The following is a 17,631-nucleotide window of genomic DNA, read 5'->3' as shown; positions in this document are numbered from 1 at the left end:
TATTCCAAATACCTCGGTTAAATGCCTGTTATCCTACAAGCTAATTGATGGAACTAATTTATGCATTCTTGTCAAAGAAATCGACCTTGTTTCCTATCCATGCAGTCAAAACCCCACACGAGCACAAAAAAGCAAAATCCAGTCTCCTACAGCTGATTTAGGTTTGCATAAAGTTCATTCAGATCCAGCGGATCGTTCATTTTCTTTTGCAATGCCATCAAATCAGAAAACAAGGATTTTACGCGGCTTTGATTTTCAGGCATCCCGGCCAAATCGTGCATTTCCATTGGATCTTCTTCCATATTGAACAACAAGACCTTGTCGATTTTGGGATATACTATAAGCTTGAATCCATCTTTACGGATCATCCGTTGGGATTCCTTTTCAAAGGCCCCGTAAACACCATCCTGCAAATGCCCATTGGTGGTTTCCCCCTTTGCCAAAGGCAACAGGCTATTAAACTCCACATATGTTGGTTTTTCAATATCGGCCAACTCGAGACTGGTCGCCATAATATCCTGGAGGTAAACATCTGTATTGATCTTTTGACCTTTGGGGATATCCGGACCTACCACCATTAAGGGCACCCGTATACTATGGTCAAACATGCTTTGCTTGCCCAAAAGCCCATGATGTCCAACAGATAAACCGTGATCTCCTGTGAAGAAAATATAGGTGTTATCCAATTTCCCCGAAGCTTCCAAGGCATCCAGAATCTTACCCACTTGCTCATCCAAATGTGTTATGATCGCATAATATTCCTTCAAATGGGTCTTGATCGCGAAGGGTGTTCTTGGAAAAGGTGCCAAGGCTTCATCCCTCATATGAAAGTTACTGTTCATGGCGTCCCGGTATGGGTACACGGGCAGCCAATTTTCGGGTACTGGAATGTTTTCGATATCATATTTATCCAAGAATGACTGGGGCGACTGTCTTGGATCATGTGGTGCGTTAAATGCCAAGTACATAAAGAAGGGGTCTTCCTTTTGGGTTGCGTCTTCCAAATAATCAAGCGCATCATCTTTGATGACCTCGCTCCAATGTTTACCGCCTTCCCAAAAACCTTTGTGTTTGGGGTCGGAAGGAGACCATAATGTATCATTTTCATCAACGGGTCTAAAATAAGCCGGAGGCATTATAGGCTTCACATCCTTACCTTCTTTATAAGCTTGGCGTATCTCCTTCCAGTTTGCTTGACTTCTTAGATCGTCTGGCATCCCTGGTCGAATGTGCCTTGCCGTATCAAAAACATAATCGGCGGGAGCATTTACGTGCCATTTCCCTGTCATATAGGTATTGTAACCCTGCGACGCCATTAAGCGACCCCATGTGTTTCTTAGGGCAGTGGAATCTTTTTCTCTCCATTTGGTGGTGGTGCCATGTGCATTCCAAATGTAACTGCCTGAAATAATCATGGCCCTGGAGGCAACGCATATTGCCCCGTTCCAACCACCCATGTTATAAGCGTGGGTAAAGGTGGTGCCCTCACTAACAAGACGGTCCAGATTTGGAGTTTCAATCACACTATTGCCCAATGCATGAATGGCTTCATAAGTATAATCGTCAGCAAAAAGAAAGAGAATATTGGGAGCTTCTTTTTCCTCTTTTGATTTCTCTTGGCAAGCTCCCAACAACAATGCTGCAATAAGAAGACTCGCAATTTTTTTGTAAATCATTTTTTATGGTTTTTGGTTATTTCGTTCGGATATTCAACAGGATTTTCTGTGGATTTGTCCAAGGGCATTTGGGCCTCAACAGTTACTAAATGGTCAGAAAGCAACTGAGCCAATTCGAATGTTTTCGCGCTGTTTTCCTCGGCCAAATTTGTAGTTTCACCTATATCTTCATCAAGATTGAAAAGTTCTATTTTTCTATCAATATGATGGTATATCAATTTCCATGGCCCTTTTCGTACGGCACTATAGGGGGGTTGGTCATAGGTATTAGGAAAATGCCAGTAGATAGGCCGTTCCTCTGGATACGCTCCCATTTCAGAAAGCAAAGGCAAAAAACTGATACCATCCGAACTCAATTTGGCTTCTTCATACAATCCCGCCAGTTCCAAAAAGGTTGGGAAAATATCTTCAATAATGAGGTATTGGTCATTGATTGAGGCGGCTTTGGTCACCCCCGGCCAATTAACCAGAAGGGGAACCCTAACCCCACCTTCGTAGGGTGTAAGTTTATGTCCTCGTAGCGGTAGGTTTCGGGGGGCTTGTTTAGGGGACCCGTTATCCGACATAAAGACGATAATGGTATTTTCGGAAACCCCCAATCGTTTTAGATTTGCCCTAATATCTCCCAAGGATTTGTCCATGCCTTCTATCATTGCTGCATAGGTGGCCTCCCATTCATTCAGGCCTGCATCGATATACTTTTGGTAAAAACGGTCGTCTTTTTCCCAAGGTGCATGAATGGCGTAATGGGACATATACAGATAAAATGGCTTGTCTTCCGCCACAGCTTGATTGACTGCTTCGTTGGCTTCCATGGTCAGGGCCTCAGTTAGAAAAATATCTTGTCCATGATACTTTTCCAGTCCCGGGACATCCCAAACGCGCATTGCATTTCTCCAAGCACCGCTAAAATTGTATTTCCCCAAATAACTCCCGGGTCCTCCGGCAGCATGCCCCGCTATGTTCACATCAAACCCAAGATTTAAAGGACTTTCCCCTGGGGTATCCTTTGCCCCAAAATGGGCTTTACCGGCATGAATTGTTTTGTATCCCGCCTTTTGCAGTAACTGTGGTAGCGTATTGGCATAAACCGTTTTATTTATTCCTGGTTGGGCACTAAGTCCATTGACGTTCCAGGCTGGAGCTACCACTTTATCGTGATTGGAATCTGTGGTTTTATCAGGGAACAAGGTCCAGTTGGTGACCCGATGCCTTGCAGCGTTCATCCCGGTCATAAGACTAATTCGCGATGGCGAACAAACAGCCGAAGCATAGGCTTGGGTAAACTTCATGCCCTCATTTGCCAGTTGTTCCATATTTGGGGTATGGTATTGTTTGTTCAGTTGGGTCACTTCGGTATGAAAAGGAACAGAGGTATCCTGCCAGCCCATGTCATCCACAAAAAAGAAAACGATATTGGGTGGTTTTTGTTCCTTGGAGCTTGTGTTACAGGAAAGCAACCCTGTACACAATAGGAGTACCAAAGCATACCGCACTGTTGATTTGTAACTTGGTGTTAATTTCATTTTATGGAAATTCTACTATCTCTGTGGGTAATTTTATTTATTTACAACCAACATGATTGGTCAAAGTACCAATCCCGTCAATGTTAATGGTTATCTCATCCCCAATTTCCAGGGTAAAATCATCAGGAGGTACCAAACAAGTTCCTGTCATTAAAAAGACACCCTGTGGAAAATCACATTCTCTGAATAGAAAAGATATTAATTCTTTAAACTCCCGCTTGATCTTTGATATGGCAACATCTTCATTATACATCTCCGAGGCCCTTCTTTTTATGCAAATATGAATTTTGGTAGTTTCGGGAAGGGGTTCTTTGGGCACATAGATACATGGGCCAATCGCCGCGCACTTCTCATATACCTTTGCCTGGGGCAAATACAAGGGATTTTCTCCTTCTATACTTCTTGAGCTCATATCGTTACCGGCCGTATATCCTTCAATAGACCCGTTGGAACTAATCAGCAAGGTGAGTTCAGGTTCGGGAACATTCCAAGTGGAATCTTTTCGTATATAGACCTCATCCCCAGAACCCACACATCGTTGTGAGGTTGCCTTGAAGAACAGCTCCGGCCTTTCCGCATCATACACCATATCATAAAAAACAGCGCCTCCAGATTCCTTGGCTTCATCCATCCGTGCTGCTTTACTACGTTCGTAAGTAACTCCCGCTGCCCAAATTTCCTGGTTCCCCATTGGGGCATCAAAACGATCTTCCGATAAAAAAGAACCATCGGTCTCTTCCCAATTCGAAATTTCATTGATAAGGGATTGGTAAAGTCCATCCCGATTAAGAAAAGTTGTCCAATTAACAATTTCCTTTCTGTGATATTGGCCTTCGTTATCTATAAATGCGGTTGTTCCTAACTTATAAATTTTCATTTGCAGTGATTTTTCCTTCCAGCTAATATAATTTCCGTAAAAAGCTTAAATGTAGTATGACCAAATTCTTTTCTCCACCAGAAAATGCACATATACCTATACTCTTTTTGCCCATCAAGGCATTTTGAGTGCATGATTGTACATCCTATTACAATGAAATAGTATCCAATTATTGGAATTTAGTGTGGTAGTAGAACCTCCGCAATTGTCTTTATCTGGTTTTGGTGTTGAAGATTTACCTAATGGAATTGAACCTTTTGCCTATCGAAAAGTAGTAAAATAATCCTTCTGCGCAGAATATACAGCTTCGTATTCCTTATACACATCAACTAGAACCGAACACACATATATATCTAATAATCAACTCCTTAACGTCTATATTATAGTTGATTCCCCCATAATCTAAATCACATATCATGAAGTTTTTATTGAAAACTACACAATCAACCTTCCTCACAATCTTGTTAATTGGTCTTGCTGCTTGTTCTCCGGAAGATGGACAAGACGGAGCTCCTGGCCCACAAGGACCACAAGGAGAACAAGGAGCTGCGGGGCAAGACGGTGTGGACGGTAATGCCAACGTCCGAACAGGAACAGTTGATTTAGCCAATGCAGATTGGCTTTGGAATGCCAGCTACACCTTTAATACGGGAGAAGGTGGAGCATCCTCTACATCCTGGTTCACGCGCTATGTGGACTTGAGTATCCCTGAAATCGACGAAGATATTAACGAAAACGGATTGATTTTGGTCTACTTTAGGAGGGGATCAAACGGCTGGTATTCATTGCCCTTTAAATTTACAGCATTTGGTTCCGACTATGAGACGCAAATTGTTCACGAATCAAATGTGGGCAATATTAGATTACATTATTTTTGGACACCCGTCCAAGGATCAACGCCAGGAAATTTGCAATCTTTTACGATTGCTGAATACACCTTTAAATACGTCATAATTCAAGGCACTTTAATTGGTAAAAATTCGGGTTATTCCAAAAAAGCACTTCAAAAAATGACTTATGAGGAGGTGATGGATGTTTTTGCACTGGATTATTGAGATATTGGGCCAGGCACCCTAAAATCACTTAGATAAACCTTGCAAAAAAATAGTCAGTTTCTAAAAAAACTGCTTGAAATCATCAGCTTTAGTTAGAACCATTAGATATAATCCAGCAGTAACATAGAGCAGGGTCTATTGATATTTTTCCAATTCATCATTCAAATCTCTTATGAATTCATCTAGATTAACAACAAAGCCAGATTTTCCATTCACAGGAAAAACATTTATCAAATAATTATTATCCACAATTAAAGGGGCAAAAATGTCTTCAAAATCATCTAACGTAATTTTGAATGGAATGCAGTTTTCCCAATTGCCATAAAGATTACTTTTAATAAAAGCTTCTGCTGTCCAAAATGATATAAGGGTGTTTTCTTCTATGTCGGATAAAGCTAATTCGCCGTGTTTATCAACAATCGTCCAGATTTCTTCAAAATCAGCAATCTTTTTAATAAAATAATTATACCTCTTAAAAGGCTCTAATTTTGAAACGCTTTCAATTTCTTTCGAGTTTAAATTCATATTAGAAATTTCTTTAGTTCTCCCTAGTTACAAGATCATATCTTATGAAAACACGTCCATGTCACTAAATATCCAACCAAGTCCAAAAAATTTAGTCATTCTCATTTTTAAAGGCATAACCATAATTTCCACTACCCCGTGAAAAACGAACTAAGAGTAAAGTATCAAAAACAGCAGTGGAAATAAAATTCCGGCAACTGCAAATTTCCAGCCCCTGCTTTTAAAGCCATTTTTTCCATTGGGAATCAAAATCCCCGTGATGGCAATCAGTAACATTGCCGCCCCGAAAATATCCGAGTACCAAATCCAAAAGGAGTTGGTCGATTTGTGTAGGAACATGGTATGCCCAATAAATGGCACCTTGCGCTTGTACTCCAAAACCCCTTTGCCAGTTTTCAGGTCTGCGTCCAGAATCACATTGTCCTTGTAGTATACCCGCAGGGAATTATCGCGAACCCTATGACTGTCATATTCCACATCCCAATCCTTGGAAAAATCTTCAATCTGTTCTTTGGAAAAGTCCGTGGTTTTGGCCTCCAAGGCCAGGGATACCTCCTCACTTTCAAAAGTGTAATCCATGGGGTACCAATCCTGCCTATGGTTTAATATGATACCAGAAAATGAAAATGCAATGATCAAGCCTACGTAGAAGTAAGCAAAATCCCTATGTAAATTTCTATTGGTAAACTTATACATGACCTACAGTCTTTTAGTTTGAAACGAACGCAAAATAAACAATAAACCTCCAAAGAATACCTCGTAAGTGTCTCCAAAACTGTAATTGTTTAATATTCTGTATATTGAGTTTCGCTAACCATCGATCAAAACCCATTTCCGATGTTATCCAGTATTACCAGCTATGCCCTCCGCATTCTAAGTTTGATATTCATTATTTGTCAAATGGCCTGTTCTTCGGGCGGGGACGACACCTCTCCAGACCCGAACTCCAATCCCAATCCTGACCCAGATCCAAATCCGACCCCCGAATTGACCATCGAAGAAAAGTTACAGGACATTATTGATGAAAAAGTAGGTACCGATGCCGACAAATTGGTTGGGGTATCCGTTTCCGTACGAATTGGAGACCAAGAACATCTCAGTTTAACCGGAGGGATTTCCAAATTAGGCGTTACTATAACGGAGAACATGCGTTTTGGGGTTGGAAGCATTACAAAAACTGTGGTGGCCGCCACGGTTATGAAGCTCGTGGATGAAGGCATTCTAGATCTGGAAGATACCATAGCAGATTGGCTGGAATTGACTTCGGAAAACGTGGACAGTTCCATTACCATTTATCAGTTGTTGACCCACTCCTCCGGACTGTTTGGTTATATGTACAATGATCTTTGGGCCATGGCCGAAGCAGACCTTGACACTCCAATTCCACAAGAGACACTTTATGGCTTTATAGGACCCCCTGTAGGTGAACCAGGGTTTGGGCACGAATATTCCAATTCCAATTACCTTATTCTAGGGTTGATCATTGAAGCTGCTACCGAAAAAACGGTCGGGGAAGTAATGCGCGAAAAGTTTTGGACTCCCTTGGAGCTGGACCATATGTATTTTGGCACCAACGAACCCATTGAAGGCACATGGGCCACACCATGGCGGGATAGTGATGATGATGGGGTCTTGGAAGACATTGAAGCTGACTTTGGCCCCGCTTTTCATAGTATTTTCTATTGTGCTGCCGATGTTTTTGCAACAGCCTCCGACCTTTCCATGTGGGCGCAACACCTGTATAATGGCGATGCAGTTTCCGAAGCATCAAGAACCAATATGACGACCGCCCATTTTGATATTCCTGACGATATTTTCGTGAGCTACGGTCTGGGTACCCGGGAGGTAATTTTTCATGGGCGTTCTACCTACGGTCACACAGGGGGGATGCGGGGTTACGGGGCCTATATGTTCTTTGAGCCGACCAGCAAGGTCAGTATTGCCATGTTGAACAACCAAAGTAGATCTGATGACGGTCCTTTGTTGCGCTATGAATTGGTCAATGAAATCCTAGAGGAAGTATTTGATCATTACGATCTCTAATCCTAGGTGCGTTGCTCAGTTTCCTGACAGGGAATCGATTGTGGTCTTTGCCTGTTCCAGTGCTGCTTCCAACCGTTGGTTTTCCTCTGAATACTGGGAACGTAAAGCTTCCATTTTTCTTTCAAACTCGTCCGCAGGTACATATTCGGGTTCAAGGAATGCCCCCTTTATAAGACTGTAAAGGGTAAATAAAAAGCTTATGACCACTGCCGAAATCAGGGAAATCAATAGTTTTTTTTCCCGTTTAAGTTCGGGGGAGTTTTCCTTTAAAAGTTGTTTTTCGTCTTTGGTCAGTTTTCTATGCCCGGAGAGTTGGTCCAAAAAGGTGTCCCACTTCTCCTCTTCCATCACATGCATTTCCATAAATCCCCCCTCGTGAAGAAAATCCTGTGTTTTGGGTGTGGAGGCCAACATGAACCATTCCACCCCATTGCCAGCCATGACATCCAATAAGCCTGAATCGTATTCTTCAATCTCACGAATCAACTTTTCCACAAAAGCCAGACTGTAATTGGGCCGCAAAAACTCATCATACAATACCCGGACTTCAAAATAATCTCGTCGCTCTAGGGCATATTCCAAGAAACGGTCTTTTAATTCTGCCTTAAAAAATTCGCCCATTTCAGGTCCAGCGGATTATTGGTTCGATAAATTGGTCTGTGTTGGTAAAATTAAGATATAGTACGGTGGTGGTCAATGGTTGATATGTAAAGAATTCGTGATATTTCAACAAGCATTAAAATCCGATTATGACTGCGTTAGTACAATTAGGAATTTAGATAATTTCCGCGCTCAACCCAGCTTGAAGCAATTTGGTGCATCTTGGTTTTAATTCGTTGTACTCGCCTGTTTTTACGGTACATTTTCCATTATAATGCACAATGAGGGAACATTGCTCGGCTTGTTCAGGGGTATGGTCGCAGACAGCAATCAAGGTCTCAATAACGTGGTCAAAGGTATTCACATCGTCATTGAACAAGACAATCTCGCTTTGCTTGATCACCTTCTCTTCCAGTAATAGCTCCTCTGATTCCTTTTCCTTGATTCCCATACATTTGGAATTAGTACTACCTAATTTACATATTTTGCCGAAACCCAATTATTCTTTTGCAGTTTTTTTTCAAATTGTAAACCATGCCCTCCACATTTTGAGGAAATTGCATCCAAATCCTCTAAATAAAAACCACTTAGCAAAAGGGCTCCGCCAGATTTAAGGCATTCGGCATAGATGGGGATATCTTCCAAAAGTATGTTGCGGTTGATGTTGGCCAGGATAATATCATATTTCTTTCCTGCAAGCAAGGAACTATCCCCTTGAGAGACTTCAATTTGACAACTGTTCCGTTGCGAATTTTCCAAGGAATTCAGGTAGCACCATTCATCAATATCTATGGCATCAACGGTGGAAGCGCCCTTCATTTTGGCCAAAATTGCCAAGACCCCTGTTCCACAACCCATATCGAGAACGGATTTATTTTTAAACTCCATATCCAGAATATGCTGGAGCATCATGTGGGTGGTTTCATGATGCCCAGTGCCAAAACTCATTTTGGGTTCGATGACAATATCGTAGGTAACCTTCCCCGGTTCATGAAAGGGTGCGCGAACCACACATTGTTCCCCAACACGTATGGGATGAAAGTTTTTTTCCCATTCCGCATTCCAATTTTGTTGCTCGATTTCCTTGAATGTGAACGTGGTATTAACCTCCGGGTTATTTAGAGTGCCAACATCTTGCAGCATATCTTCCCGCCATTCAGTCTTTAGGATATAGGCCAACAAACCGGTATCTCCCTCCACAAAACTTTCGAATCCCGCTTCCCCCAATTCCGCAATCAGAATCTCAGTCCACGGAACAGCAGGCTCAATTTCAAATTGGTATTCGATATAGACCGATGCCACAATTGGTATTAAATCGCTTTGATAATGGCTATAAAATCGTCCGCTATTAAAGAGGCGCCTCCTATAAGTCCACCATCCACATCCGGTTTTCCAAAAATATCTTCGGCATTAGCAGGTTTAACGCTACCTCCATAAAGAATTGAAACTTCATCTGCAATTGCGGACCCATAAGCATCGGCAATGGTCTTTCTAATGAAAGCATGCATCTCCTGAGCCTGCTCCGGGCTTGCAGTTTCCCCAGTTCCAATGGCCCAAACGGGCTCGTAGGCCAAAACTATGTTCTTCCAAGCAGAGCTATCCAATTGGAACAATGCATTTTTAAGTTGACTTTCGACTACAGAAAAGTGGTTATTGGACTTTCGTTCATCCAATTCTTCCCCAAAGCAGAAGATAATAGTCATATTCTTGTCCAGGGCAGCTTCGACCTTTTTGGCCAACAAGGCATCATCCTCCCCAAAATAGGAACGTCTTTCGGAGTGCCCTAGGATTACAGTATCCACATGGATGTTCAGCAACATATCTGCTGAAATCTCACCAGTATAGGCACCATTTTCCGCAAAATGCATGTTTTGCGCGGCCACCTTAATGGCTGAGGATTGCAGATTTCTTTGGGCCATGGCCAAATTCACAAAAGTAGGTGCCACAACAACCTCTGCATGGGTATTGGGTAGTTTTGCGGAAAGCTCGGACAACAAGCTCTCGGTTTCTTCCAGGTTTTTATTCATTTTCCAGTTTCCGGCGACAATTTGCTTTCTCATAGTAGTGGTTTTTAGTTATCGGTTATTAGTTTTCAGTTGTTAGGTATAGCTAATTGATAATTGTTTATTGATAATTGGTCATTGGTCATCAATCAAGTTTTAGCTCGTCCAAATCGTTGTGGTGTACCTTTTGCAAAATTGTACCCCTGCTTACTACCAGCACAGCTGGATTGGAACGCACGATTGTTTTCAATGTGGTTTCGTCGGTAAAATAAAAATCGAATCCAAGATTGTATTTGTTTTTCAGTTCCTTGGACTGATTGTCGCTGGAAGCTGACATCCCTATTACCTTAAAACCTTTGGCGGCGGCATTTTGGGCTATTTCTGCCACTTCGGCAAAGTAGTCCTTTTTGCTCTTGGCCAAATCGTAGGCAACTACCATCAACAGTTTTTCCTCCTCCAAAAGTTCGGCGGCAAAATCAACTCCTTGTTGTTCTATCGTGAAGTCATGAACGGGAGGTTCATACCCTTTTTGGATTTCGGTGGTTTCCACGTCTACAAACTCACCGTCAACGGAGGGATATTCCCCATGGGTGACCACAATTTTATCCTCCCCATTCACCTTGAACCTCCAGGCATATTCGTAAAGAGGTTTGGGCGCATCTTCGGGCACCGACATTCCTTCTTGAATGTTGGCCCCTATTTTATAGGGCCTAAAATCTACCGAAGGGAGATGATTCAACACCTGATTTGCAAAAAGTATGCAGGCAAGCAATGAGGCCCCACCCACTATCCAATTGGTTTTATCATTAAAAAGCGGTTTGATATAATTCCGTCCGAAAAATAGAATCAAAATCAACCCCAATAATATCACATCCTTTGTAAATGACTCCCAAGGAGTTAGTTTGATGGCATCCCCAAAACAACCGCAATCCGTAACCTTGTTAAAGTAAGCGGAATAGAATGTCAAAAAGGTAAAAAAGACAATCATTAGCAAAAGACTCCAAACTGTAAACTTGGGTTTAAAACCTATCAAAAGCAACACCCCCAGCAGTACTTCAACAATTACCACAAAAATGGATATTGCCAAAGCCATGGGCATCAAAAAAGGAAGGTCCAAAACCCCTTGACTAAAGTATTCTTCAAGTTTAAAGGAAAAACCGACGGGGTCGTTTAGCTTGATTAGGCCACTGATAATAAATAAAATCCCAACTATTATGCGGGATATCCAAACCAAGTATTTCATATTTCTTTAAAGTATAATTCCATTCTATGGGCAAATTCCAAGCCCCAAGCTCCAAATTCCAAATTCCAAGCTCCAAATTCCAAATTCCAAATTTAGAATTAGATGGAAAAAAGGGTTATTTGGCTCTATTTATTATAGAAGACAAAATCTTCCTTAATGCTATGGATTCATCGATTAATTCTTGGATTACAGTTTCTTTATCCCGATTACCATCCTACAAAAGTCGTAACCAAAACCCAGATTCCTTAGCTTCCTTTCTTGCAATTTTAAGCCTGAAATAAAAATCCTTGTCCCCAAGCTTTTCATTTGCTTCAATATAATTTGCACCTACAGATCCAGACGAACGAATCAACTGCTTTCCATCCTCAACATTTCCAATGGTTTGGTTGAGGGATTTTACAAATTTTCTACAGGCTTTTGCAAATTTAAACGTCCGTTCTTCTAAATCATAAATTTTGTCGTTTACCATGCATAAGTTGTGATTTGGGAATTGTTATTTGGAATTTTGACTTAGGTGTATCAGTGCAAAAACCGCATAATTGATAATGTCCTGATAATTGGCATCAATACCTTCGCTAACCAAGGTTTCCCCTTGATTATCCTCAATTTGCTTAACGCGAAGCAGTTTTTGGAGAATCAGGTCCGTAAGTGAGCTAACCCGCATATCGCGCCATGCTTCGCCATAATCGTGGTTCTTGTTTTCCATCAGCGTTTTGGCGGTCAGTACCTCCTTATCGTAAAGTGCAATGGCCTCTGCTTCGTCCAGATCGGGTTGTTCGGCAACGCCTTTTTGCAATTGGATCAAGGCCATAATGGCGTAATTAATAATCCCGACAAATTCAGATTGTTCCCCTTCATCCACCTTTCGGACTTCATTTTGCTGCAAACTTCGAATGCGTTGGGCTTTGATAAAAATTTGGTCGGTCAGCGATGGAAGTCGCAAAATGCGCCATGCCGTTCCATAATCTTTTGTCTTTTTTAAAAAGAGTTCCCTGCAGGTGTTGATCACTGCATCGAATTGTTGGGAGGTCTGCTGCATCTATTCTTGCTAATTTGCGTAAATTTCGTCCAAACATAAGGCGCACAATAGCACCTTGCCAAAGATAATCAAACCCAACAAAGCACCTATTTTTTATGACGATAAACTGCAAGGGAAAGCTTATTGACCTTGGCCAACCGAAAGTGATGGGGATTCTAAACCTCACCCCAGACTCATTTTATGACGGAGGCCGGTACAAGGATGAAAATGCCATTTTGAAACGGGTCGAAAACATGTTGTCCGATGGAGCAACTTTTATCGACATGGGTGCCTATAGTTCCAGACCCGGGGCGGAGCATGTTCCTGAAGATGTGGAACTACAACGCATGCTCCCGATAGTGGAATTGATCCTTAAGAATTTTCCCGACACCTTAATCTCCATCGATACTTTTAGAAGCAAGGTCGCTACATTGAGCATCGAGGCCGGTGCCGCAATAATCAACGATATCTCTGCGGGAAACCTGGATGAAGAAATGTTCAATACTGTTGCAAAGCATCAGGTTCCTTATATCATGATGCACTTAAAAGGCACTCCCCAATCTATGCAAAAACAGACGGTTTACGACGACCTGATCCAAGACCTTAAATTGTACTTTGCCGAGAAGATAAAAGCGGCTGCTTCCTTAAAAATCAACGATATTATTATTGACCCAGGCTTTGGTTTTGCAAAGACCACGAATCAAAATTATACGCTACTGAACCATTTGGATTTGTTTCAAACCTTTGGTTTGCCCCTGCTCGTAGGTCTAAGTAGAAAATCCATGATCTACAAGATTTTGGGAGCATCGTCCAAAGAAGCCTTGAACGGCACAACCTCCCTCCATACCATAGCGCTCCTAAAGGGAGCCAATATATTGAGGGCACATGATGTTCGGGAAGCTATGGAATGTGTTACCTTGGTTCAAGAATTGAAAGCCAATTCACTCTAATTTCAGGTTCTGCTTTTTTTTCTAATTTTACAAAAACACTGCGGTTGGATTTCCTAAATTTTATTGAATTCAAAATTACCGATGTCATCGACATCGTGCTAGTGGCCGCGCTACTCTACTACATTTACAAATTGGTCAAAGGAACTGTGGCCATCAATATTTTCATTGGCATCGTTATCGTGTGGGCGCTTTGGAAGCTCACCGAACTACTACAAATGAAAATGATCAGCAGCATGGTCGGCGGTTTTATGAATATCGGACTTATAGCCTTGATCATCGTATTTCAACAAGAAATCAGGAAGTTTTTGTTGATGATCGGTTCTACCAATTTTGCCGCCAAAAGGAATTTTACGCGTCACTTCAAGTTCCTAAAACAGGAAGCTATGCCCACCGACACCAACGTGGAGGCAGTTATTGCAGCCTGTGAAAAAATGGGAATGTCGAAAACAGGAGCGATTTTGGTTTTGGAACGTACAAATCCACTTGACTTCTTCAAGTCTTCTGGTGACAGCATGAATATTGAGATTACCCAACCCATCCTCGAAAGCATCTTCTTTAAAAACAGCCCCCTTCATGATGGGGCGGCCATAATCCAGGACAATTACATTACGGCAACACGGGTGATACTTCCTGTTTCCAATGACAGAAACATCCCATTACGATTTGGATTGCGACATAGGGCCGCCGTTGGAATTACGGAAAAAACAGATGCTATCTGTTTGGTGGTCAGTGAGGAAACAGGCTCCATTTCCTATATCAAAAATGGAGAGTTTGTTCCATATAAGGGACTTGATCAGCTTACGGCCCTTATCAAAAAGGATTTGGAATAAATGGAGTGCAAAAATTGCAATAATGCACTGCAACCCACGGACCGCTATTGCAACGCCTGTGGCGCCAAGGTCATTCGGAACCGACTTACCTTAAAAAATGTTTGGCAGGATGTTAGTTTTCAGGTATTCAACATGGACAATACCTTCCTGAAAACCTTTAAAAAACTGTGCTCCAAGCCCGAAGAAGTTATTCTTTCCTACATTTCAGGGACTCGTAGGAGATATATGAACCCCGTGGGCTATTTTGCCATTGCCATTACCCTGTCCGGGATAATGTTTTTTGTGCTTCGGGATGTGTATCACATCAACCTTACCGAGAGCAGTTTCAACAACGAAGCAGCTCCCCAATTAAACTTTATATTCGATTTTCAGGCTCTTTTGGCCTACATGAGCATGCCGCTTTACGCACTTATGACTTGGATGCTCTTTAGCGGGACCAAGAAATTCAATTACACCGAACATTTGGTGGCCAATGCCTATATCATCGGACAAGCTTCTTACGTTCAGGTTGTTACCTACATCCTGTTTTTAGGCCTGTTCCCCATCAAATTTGATGTGTTCAATTTTGGGTTTCTAATATTTCTGGTCATATACCAGTTCTATGCTTTGGCGCGAATGCACCAATTGCGATTTTGGGGTACCTTTTGGAGAGGTCTGGTTTATTTTGTCCTCTTAATAATAGTTATGATGGGAATTGGGGCCGTCATTGTCATCATTTCTTTGATGACCGGATTAGTTTCCATTGAGGATTTAGCTCCTAAATAGTCAATAGTCTAGGCTACTTCCTCCGCCAAAAATTGTGCTTCGTACAAATCGCTGTAGTATCCGCCTTTTTTCAGCAGCTCCTGATGGTTGCCTATTTCCACAATTTGACCTGCATCCATAACGATGATTTTGTCCGCTTTTTTAATTGTGGCCAGACGGTGCGCTATAATAATGGAAGTCCTGCCCTCAGTTATTTTGTCCGTAGCCTGTTGTATCAATTGTTCCGAATAAGTGTCAACGGACGAGGTGGCCTCATCCAAAATCAGGATGCTGGGATTACTAACATAGGCTCGCAAAAAGGCAATTAGCTGCCGTTGTCCGCTGGATAGCATGGTTCCCCTTTCCTTCACATTGTATTGATACCCTTTCGGAAGGCTGGAAATAAATTCGTGCACCCCAATTTGTTTGGCCGCATTTTCGATATGCTCCAAAGTCACCGACACATCGCGTAAGGAGATGTTGTTGGCAATGGAATCCGCAAACAAAAAGACATCTTGCAGCACAATGGCAATGTGGGAGCGGAGCGACCTCAAAGTGAAGTCCTTAATATTGTGCCCATCTATCAGAATAGCGCCTGAATTAATTTCATAAAACCGATTGAGCAAATTAATGATCGTGGATTTTCCGGCCCCCGTGGCGCCCACAATGGCAACGGTTTCCCCAGCCTTTACATCAAAAGAGATTCCATGGAGCACTTCTTCATTTTCCAAATAACCAAAACGAACGTCCGAGAAAACGATGTCTCCCTTTACATTTTCCCTTTCGAGTGTTCCATCGTCCGCAATCTTGCTGTCGGTATCCAAGATTCCAAACACCCTATTGGCAGCCACCATCCCCATCTGTAGGGTATTGAACTTATCGGCAATTTGTCGAAGGGGACGGAACAGTAAATCCATCAAGAAAAAGAAAGCAAAAATGGAACCTGTATCGTTTAATCCAACATTTTCTATATTCTGGATAACCCCAAAATACACCACCAATCCTATTCCTATTGAATAGGATATCTCTGCTATGGGGAAAAATATAGAGTTGTACCAAACCGTACGTAACCACGCATTTTGATGTTTTTCATTGATGTTCCGGAATTTTTCCTTTTCAATTTCTTCCCGGTTAAAAAGTTGTACAATCTTCATACCGGCAATGCGCTCCTGCACAAAGGAATTTAAGTTGGCCACTTGGGCCCGCACTTCTATAAACGCAACTTTCATGGCTTGCTGAAACAAGCGGGTAGCAATAAGAATCACCGGTAGAATGGCAAACACAATCAAGGCCAATTTCCAATTGATGATGAGCATAATCGCCGCCGCGGACAGCATTTTGAGCGTATCAGCCACTATCACAAAGAACCCTTGGCTGAAAATTTCACCAATACGCTGCATATCAGCGACTGCACGGGTCACCAAAACCCCGATAGAGGAATTGTCAAAATAGGTCATTTTAAAGCCCATCATCCGTTGGAACAGGTTTACCCGGATATCCTTAATCACGGATTCTCCCAACAAATTGGCGTAGTAGTTAAACAAAAGCTGGCAGATTACCTGCCCTACGAGCACCCCCAACATGGCCAATACCAAAAACTCCAATAAACCACCATCTTTGGCGGTAAGGGCCTTATTGATAACGTCCCGAACAAGAACAGGGGTTAATACGGCAAAACCGGCAGACAAAATGGCCACAAATGCCACCAACCAAAATATGCCCCTATAGGGTTTGGTATGGGCAAACACCCTTTTGAACAAACCAAAATCAAACGCTTTGCCTATTTCGTCACTTTTGCTCATCAAAAATATTTTTAGGATAGGAGACGGCTGTCAAATATAATCCTTTTGCAGGTACGGAGACTCCGGCCTGGCCGCGGTCTTTGCTTGCAAGTATGTCGTTTATTTTCCCAGTTTCCATTTTGCCCAAGCCCACATCCAATAGGGTACCCACAACCGCACGGACCATATTTCTCAGAAATCTATCCGCGGTAATGGTAAAAACCAATTTGTCCTCCCTGCTTTCCCAGATGGCCTTTCGCACATCACAATTAAAGGTCTTCACATCAGAATTGGACTTGGAAAAGCATTCAAAGTCGGTATGTGCCAGCAAGTACTTGGCAGCCTCGTTCATTGCTTGTACATCCAAGGGTTGGAAAACAAAATGGGCATATTCGGCGTAAAACGGATTTTTTTCCTGGACCAGCCAATATTCGTAGGTTCGTTCAACGGCATCAAACCTGGCATGAGCATCCATCTTAACCACTCTTATTTCCTGTATGGCAATCGCCTCGGGTAGAAAAGCATTCAATCGATATACCAGCTCACCAGGGTCGGCAATGGGCCCAACATCAAAATGGGCGTACATTTCTTTGGCATGTACCCCGGCATCCGTCCTTCCTGCACCTACAACCTCCACTTTTTCACGCAAAAGGGTGGAAAGTGCCTTTTCCAGCACCTCCTGGACGGTAATGGCATTGGGTTGGTTTTGCCAGCCGTGGTACGGCTTTCCGAAATAAGAAAATCGGATAAAATATCTCAA

General features: G+C 42.3%; 19 protein-coding genes. 5 read left to right on the top strand and 14 right to left on the bottom strand.

The features are described from left to right. Nucleotides 1–146: 146 nt before the first annotated feature. Genes M3P07_RS01645 through M3P07_RS01635 form a run of 3 tightly spaced genes read right to left on the bottom strand, consistent with a single transcriptional unit; the run spans nucleotide 147 to nucleotide 4,079 of the window. Complete coding sequence (locus M3P07_RS01645) at nucleotides 147–1,676, bottom strand: sulfatase family protein (RefSeq protein WP_249968152.1); 1,530 nt, start codon at nucleotides 1,674–1,676, stop codon at nucleotides 147–149. Next, nucleotides 1,673–3,202 carry a sulfatase gene (locus M3P07_RS01640; protein ID WP_249968151.1) on the bottom strand — a complete coding sequence of 510 codons (1,530 nt, stop codon included), beginning with the start codon at nucleotides 3,200–3,202 and terminating at the stop codon, nucleotides 1,673–1,675. Before M3P07_RS01640 ends, M3P07_RS01645 begins: the two co-directional genes overlap by 4 nt. Nucleotides 3,203–3,239: 37 nt before the next feature. Next, entirely contained in the window at nucleotides 3,240–4,079 is an 840-nt protein-coding gene (locus M3P07_RS01635) for a fumarylacetoacetate hydrolase family protein (RefSeq protein ID WP_249968150.1), read from the bottom strand. Nucleotides 4,080–4,495: 416 nt separating this feature from the next. On the opposite strand from M3P07_RS01635, the gene M3P07_RS01630 reads away from it, so the two are divergent. After that, a complete protein-coding gene (locus tag M3P07_RS01630; protein WP_249968149.1) occupies nucleotides 4,496–5,134 on the top strand; it encodes a collagen-like triple helix repeat-containing protein in 639 nt (212 codons plus the stop codon). Between the two features lie 135 nt (nucleotides 5,135–5,269). Here the strand turns inward: M3P07_RS01630 and M3P07_RS01625 are convergent, their stop codons facing one another. Together M3P07_RS01625 and M3P07_RS01620 are read right to left on the bottom strand one after the other, a co-directional pair. Continuing rightward, entirely contained in the window at nucleotides 5,270–5,659 is a 390-nt protein-coding gene (locus M3P07_RS01625; protein ID WP_249968148.1) for a DUF2750 domain-containing protein, read from the bottom strand. A 150-nt stretch (nucleotides 5,660–5,809) separates the two neighbouring features. Beyond that, the gene (locus tag M3P07_RS01620; protein WP_249968147.1) at nucleotides 5,810–6,355 is read right to left on the bottom strand and encodes a PepSY-associated TM helix domain-containing protein; all 546 of its coding nucleotides are present in this window, start codon (nucleotides 6,353–6,355) and stop codon (nucleotides 5,810–5,812) included. Between the two features lie 141 nt (nucleotides 6,356–6,496). Here M3P07_RS01620 and M3P07_RS01615 point away from each other — a divergent pair, with 141 nt between their 5' ends. Next, on the top strand, nucleotides 6,497–7,702 hold the full coding sequence (locus M3P07_RS01615; protein ID WP_249968146.1) for a serine hydrolase domain-containing protein: 1,206 nt from the start codon (nucleotides 6,497–6,499) through the stop codon (nucleotides 7,700–7,702). A 15-nt stretch (nucleotides 7,703–7,717) separates the two neighbouring features. On the opposite strand, the gene M3P07_RS01610 is transcribed toward M3P07_RS01615, so the two are convergent. The 7 genes from M3P07_RS01610 to M3P07_RS01580 all read right to left on the bottom strand — a co-directional run bounded on the left by M3P07_RS01610 (nucleotide 7,718) and on the right by M3P07_RS01580 (nucleotide 12,587). Beyond that, complete coding sequence (locus M3P07_RS01610; RefSeq protein WP_249968145.1) at nucleotides 7,718–8,323, bottom strand: hypothetical protein; 606 nt, start codon at nucleotides 8,321–8,323, stop codon at nucleotides 7,718–7,720. Nucleotides 8,324–8,477: 154 nt separating this feature from the next. After that, nucleotides 8,478–8,753: an ATP-dependent Clp protease adaptor ClpS gene (locus M3P07_RS01605; protein WP_249968144.1), complete on the bottom strand. Its 276-nt coding sequence runs from the start codon at nucleotides 8,751–8,753 to the stop codon at nucleotides 8,478–8,480. Nucleotides 8,754–8,773: 20 nt separating this feature from the next. Next, nucleotides 8,774–9,604, bottom strand: a complete 831-nt coding sequence (gene prmA, locus M3P07_RS01600) for a 50S ribosomal protein L11 methyltransferase (RefSeq protein WP_249968143.1) — start codon at nucleotides 9,602–9,604, stop codon at nucleotides 8,774–8,776. 8 nt (nucleotides 9,605–9,612) lie between these two features. After that, nucleotides 9,613–10,362, bottom strand: coding sequence for a triose-phosphate isomerase (tpiA, locus tag M3P07_RS01595; RefSeq protein WP_249968142.1), 750 nt, complete (start codon nucleotides 10,360–10,362; stop codon nucleotides 9,613–9,615). 88 nt (nucleotides 10,363–10,450) lie between these two features. Next, a complete protein-coding gene (locus M3P07_RS01590; protein WP_249968141.1) occupies nucleotides 10,451–11,548 on the bottom strand; it encodes a BT_3928 family protein in 1,098 nt (365 codons plus the stop codon). 214 nt (nucleotides 11,549–11,762) lie between these two features. After that, complete coding sequence (locus tag M3P07_RS01585) at nucleotides 11,763–12,017, bottom strand: four helix bundle protein (RefSeq protein WP_249968140.1); 255 nt, start codon at nucleotides 12,015–12,017, stop codon at nucleotides 11,763–11,765. 24 nt (nucleotides 12,018–12,041) lie between these two features. Then, nucleotides 12,042–12,587, bottom strand: a complete 546-nt coding sequence (locus M3P07_RS01580) for a DUF1599 domain-containing protein (protein ID WP_249968139.1) — start codon at nucleotides 12,585–12,587, stop codon at nucleotides 12,042–12,044. A 95-nt stretch (nucleotides 12,588–12,682) separates the two neighbouring features. Between M3P07_RS01580 and folP the strand changes: the two genes are divergently transcribed. The 3 genes from folP to M3P07_RS01565 are packed head-to-tail and all read left to right on the top strand — an operon-like array spanning nucleotide 12,683 to nucleotide 15,111. Next, nucleotides 12,683–13,516 carry a dihydropteroate synthase gene (gene folP / locus M3P07_RS01575; RefSeq protein ID WP_249968138.1) on the top strand — a complete coding sequence of 278 codons (834 nt, stop codon included), beginning with the start codon at nucleotides 12,683–12,685 and terminating at the stop codon, nucleotides 13,514–13,516. 44 nt (nucleotides 13,517–13,560) lie between these two features. After that, the gene (gene cdaA / locus M3P07_RS01570) at nucleotides 13,561–14,346 is read left to right on the top strand and encodes a diadenylate cyclase CdaA (RefSeq protein WP_249968137.1); all 786 of its coding nucleotides are present in this window, start codon (nucleotides 13,561–13,563) and stop codon (nucleotides 14,344–14,346) included. Next, on the top strand, nucleotides 14,347–15,111 hold the full coding sequence (locus tag M3P07_RS01565) for a DUF3667 domain-containing protein (RefSeq protein ID WP_249968136.1): 765 nt from the start codon (nucleotides 14,347–14,349) through the stop codon (nucleotides 15,109–15,111). 8 nt (nucleotides 15,112–15,119) lie between these two features. Here the strand turns inward: M3P07_RS01565 and M3P07_RS01560 are convergent, their stop codons facing one another. Further along, nucleotides 15,120–16,892 (bottom strand): ABC transporter ATP-binding protein, encoded by a 1,773-nt coding sequence (locus M3P07_RS01560; protein WP_249968135.1) that lies wholly within the window; start codon nucleotides 16,890–16,892, stop codon nucleotides 15,120–15,122. After that, a complete protein-coding gene (gene truA / locus M3P07_RS01555; protein WP_249968134.1) occupies nucleotides 16,879–17,631 on the bottom strand; it encodes a tRNA pseudouridine(38-40) synthase TruA in 753 nt (250 codons plus the stop codon). Before truA ends, M3P07_RS01560 begins: the two co-directional genes overlap by 14 nt.

The sequence above is a fragment of the Flagellimonas myxillae genome, assembly GCF_023502235.1.
Taxonomy (GTDB): Bacteria; Bacteroidota; Bacteroidia; order Flavobacteriales; family Flavobacteriaceae; genus Flagellimonas; species Flagellimonas myxillae.
This window is presented reverse-complemented; position numbering and strand designations above follow the sequence as displayed.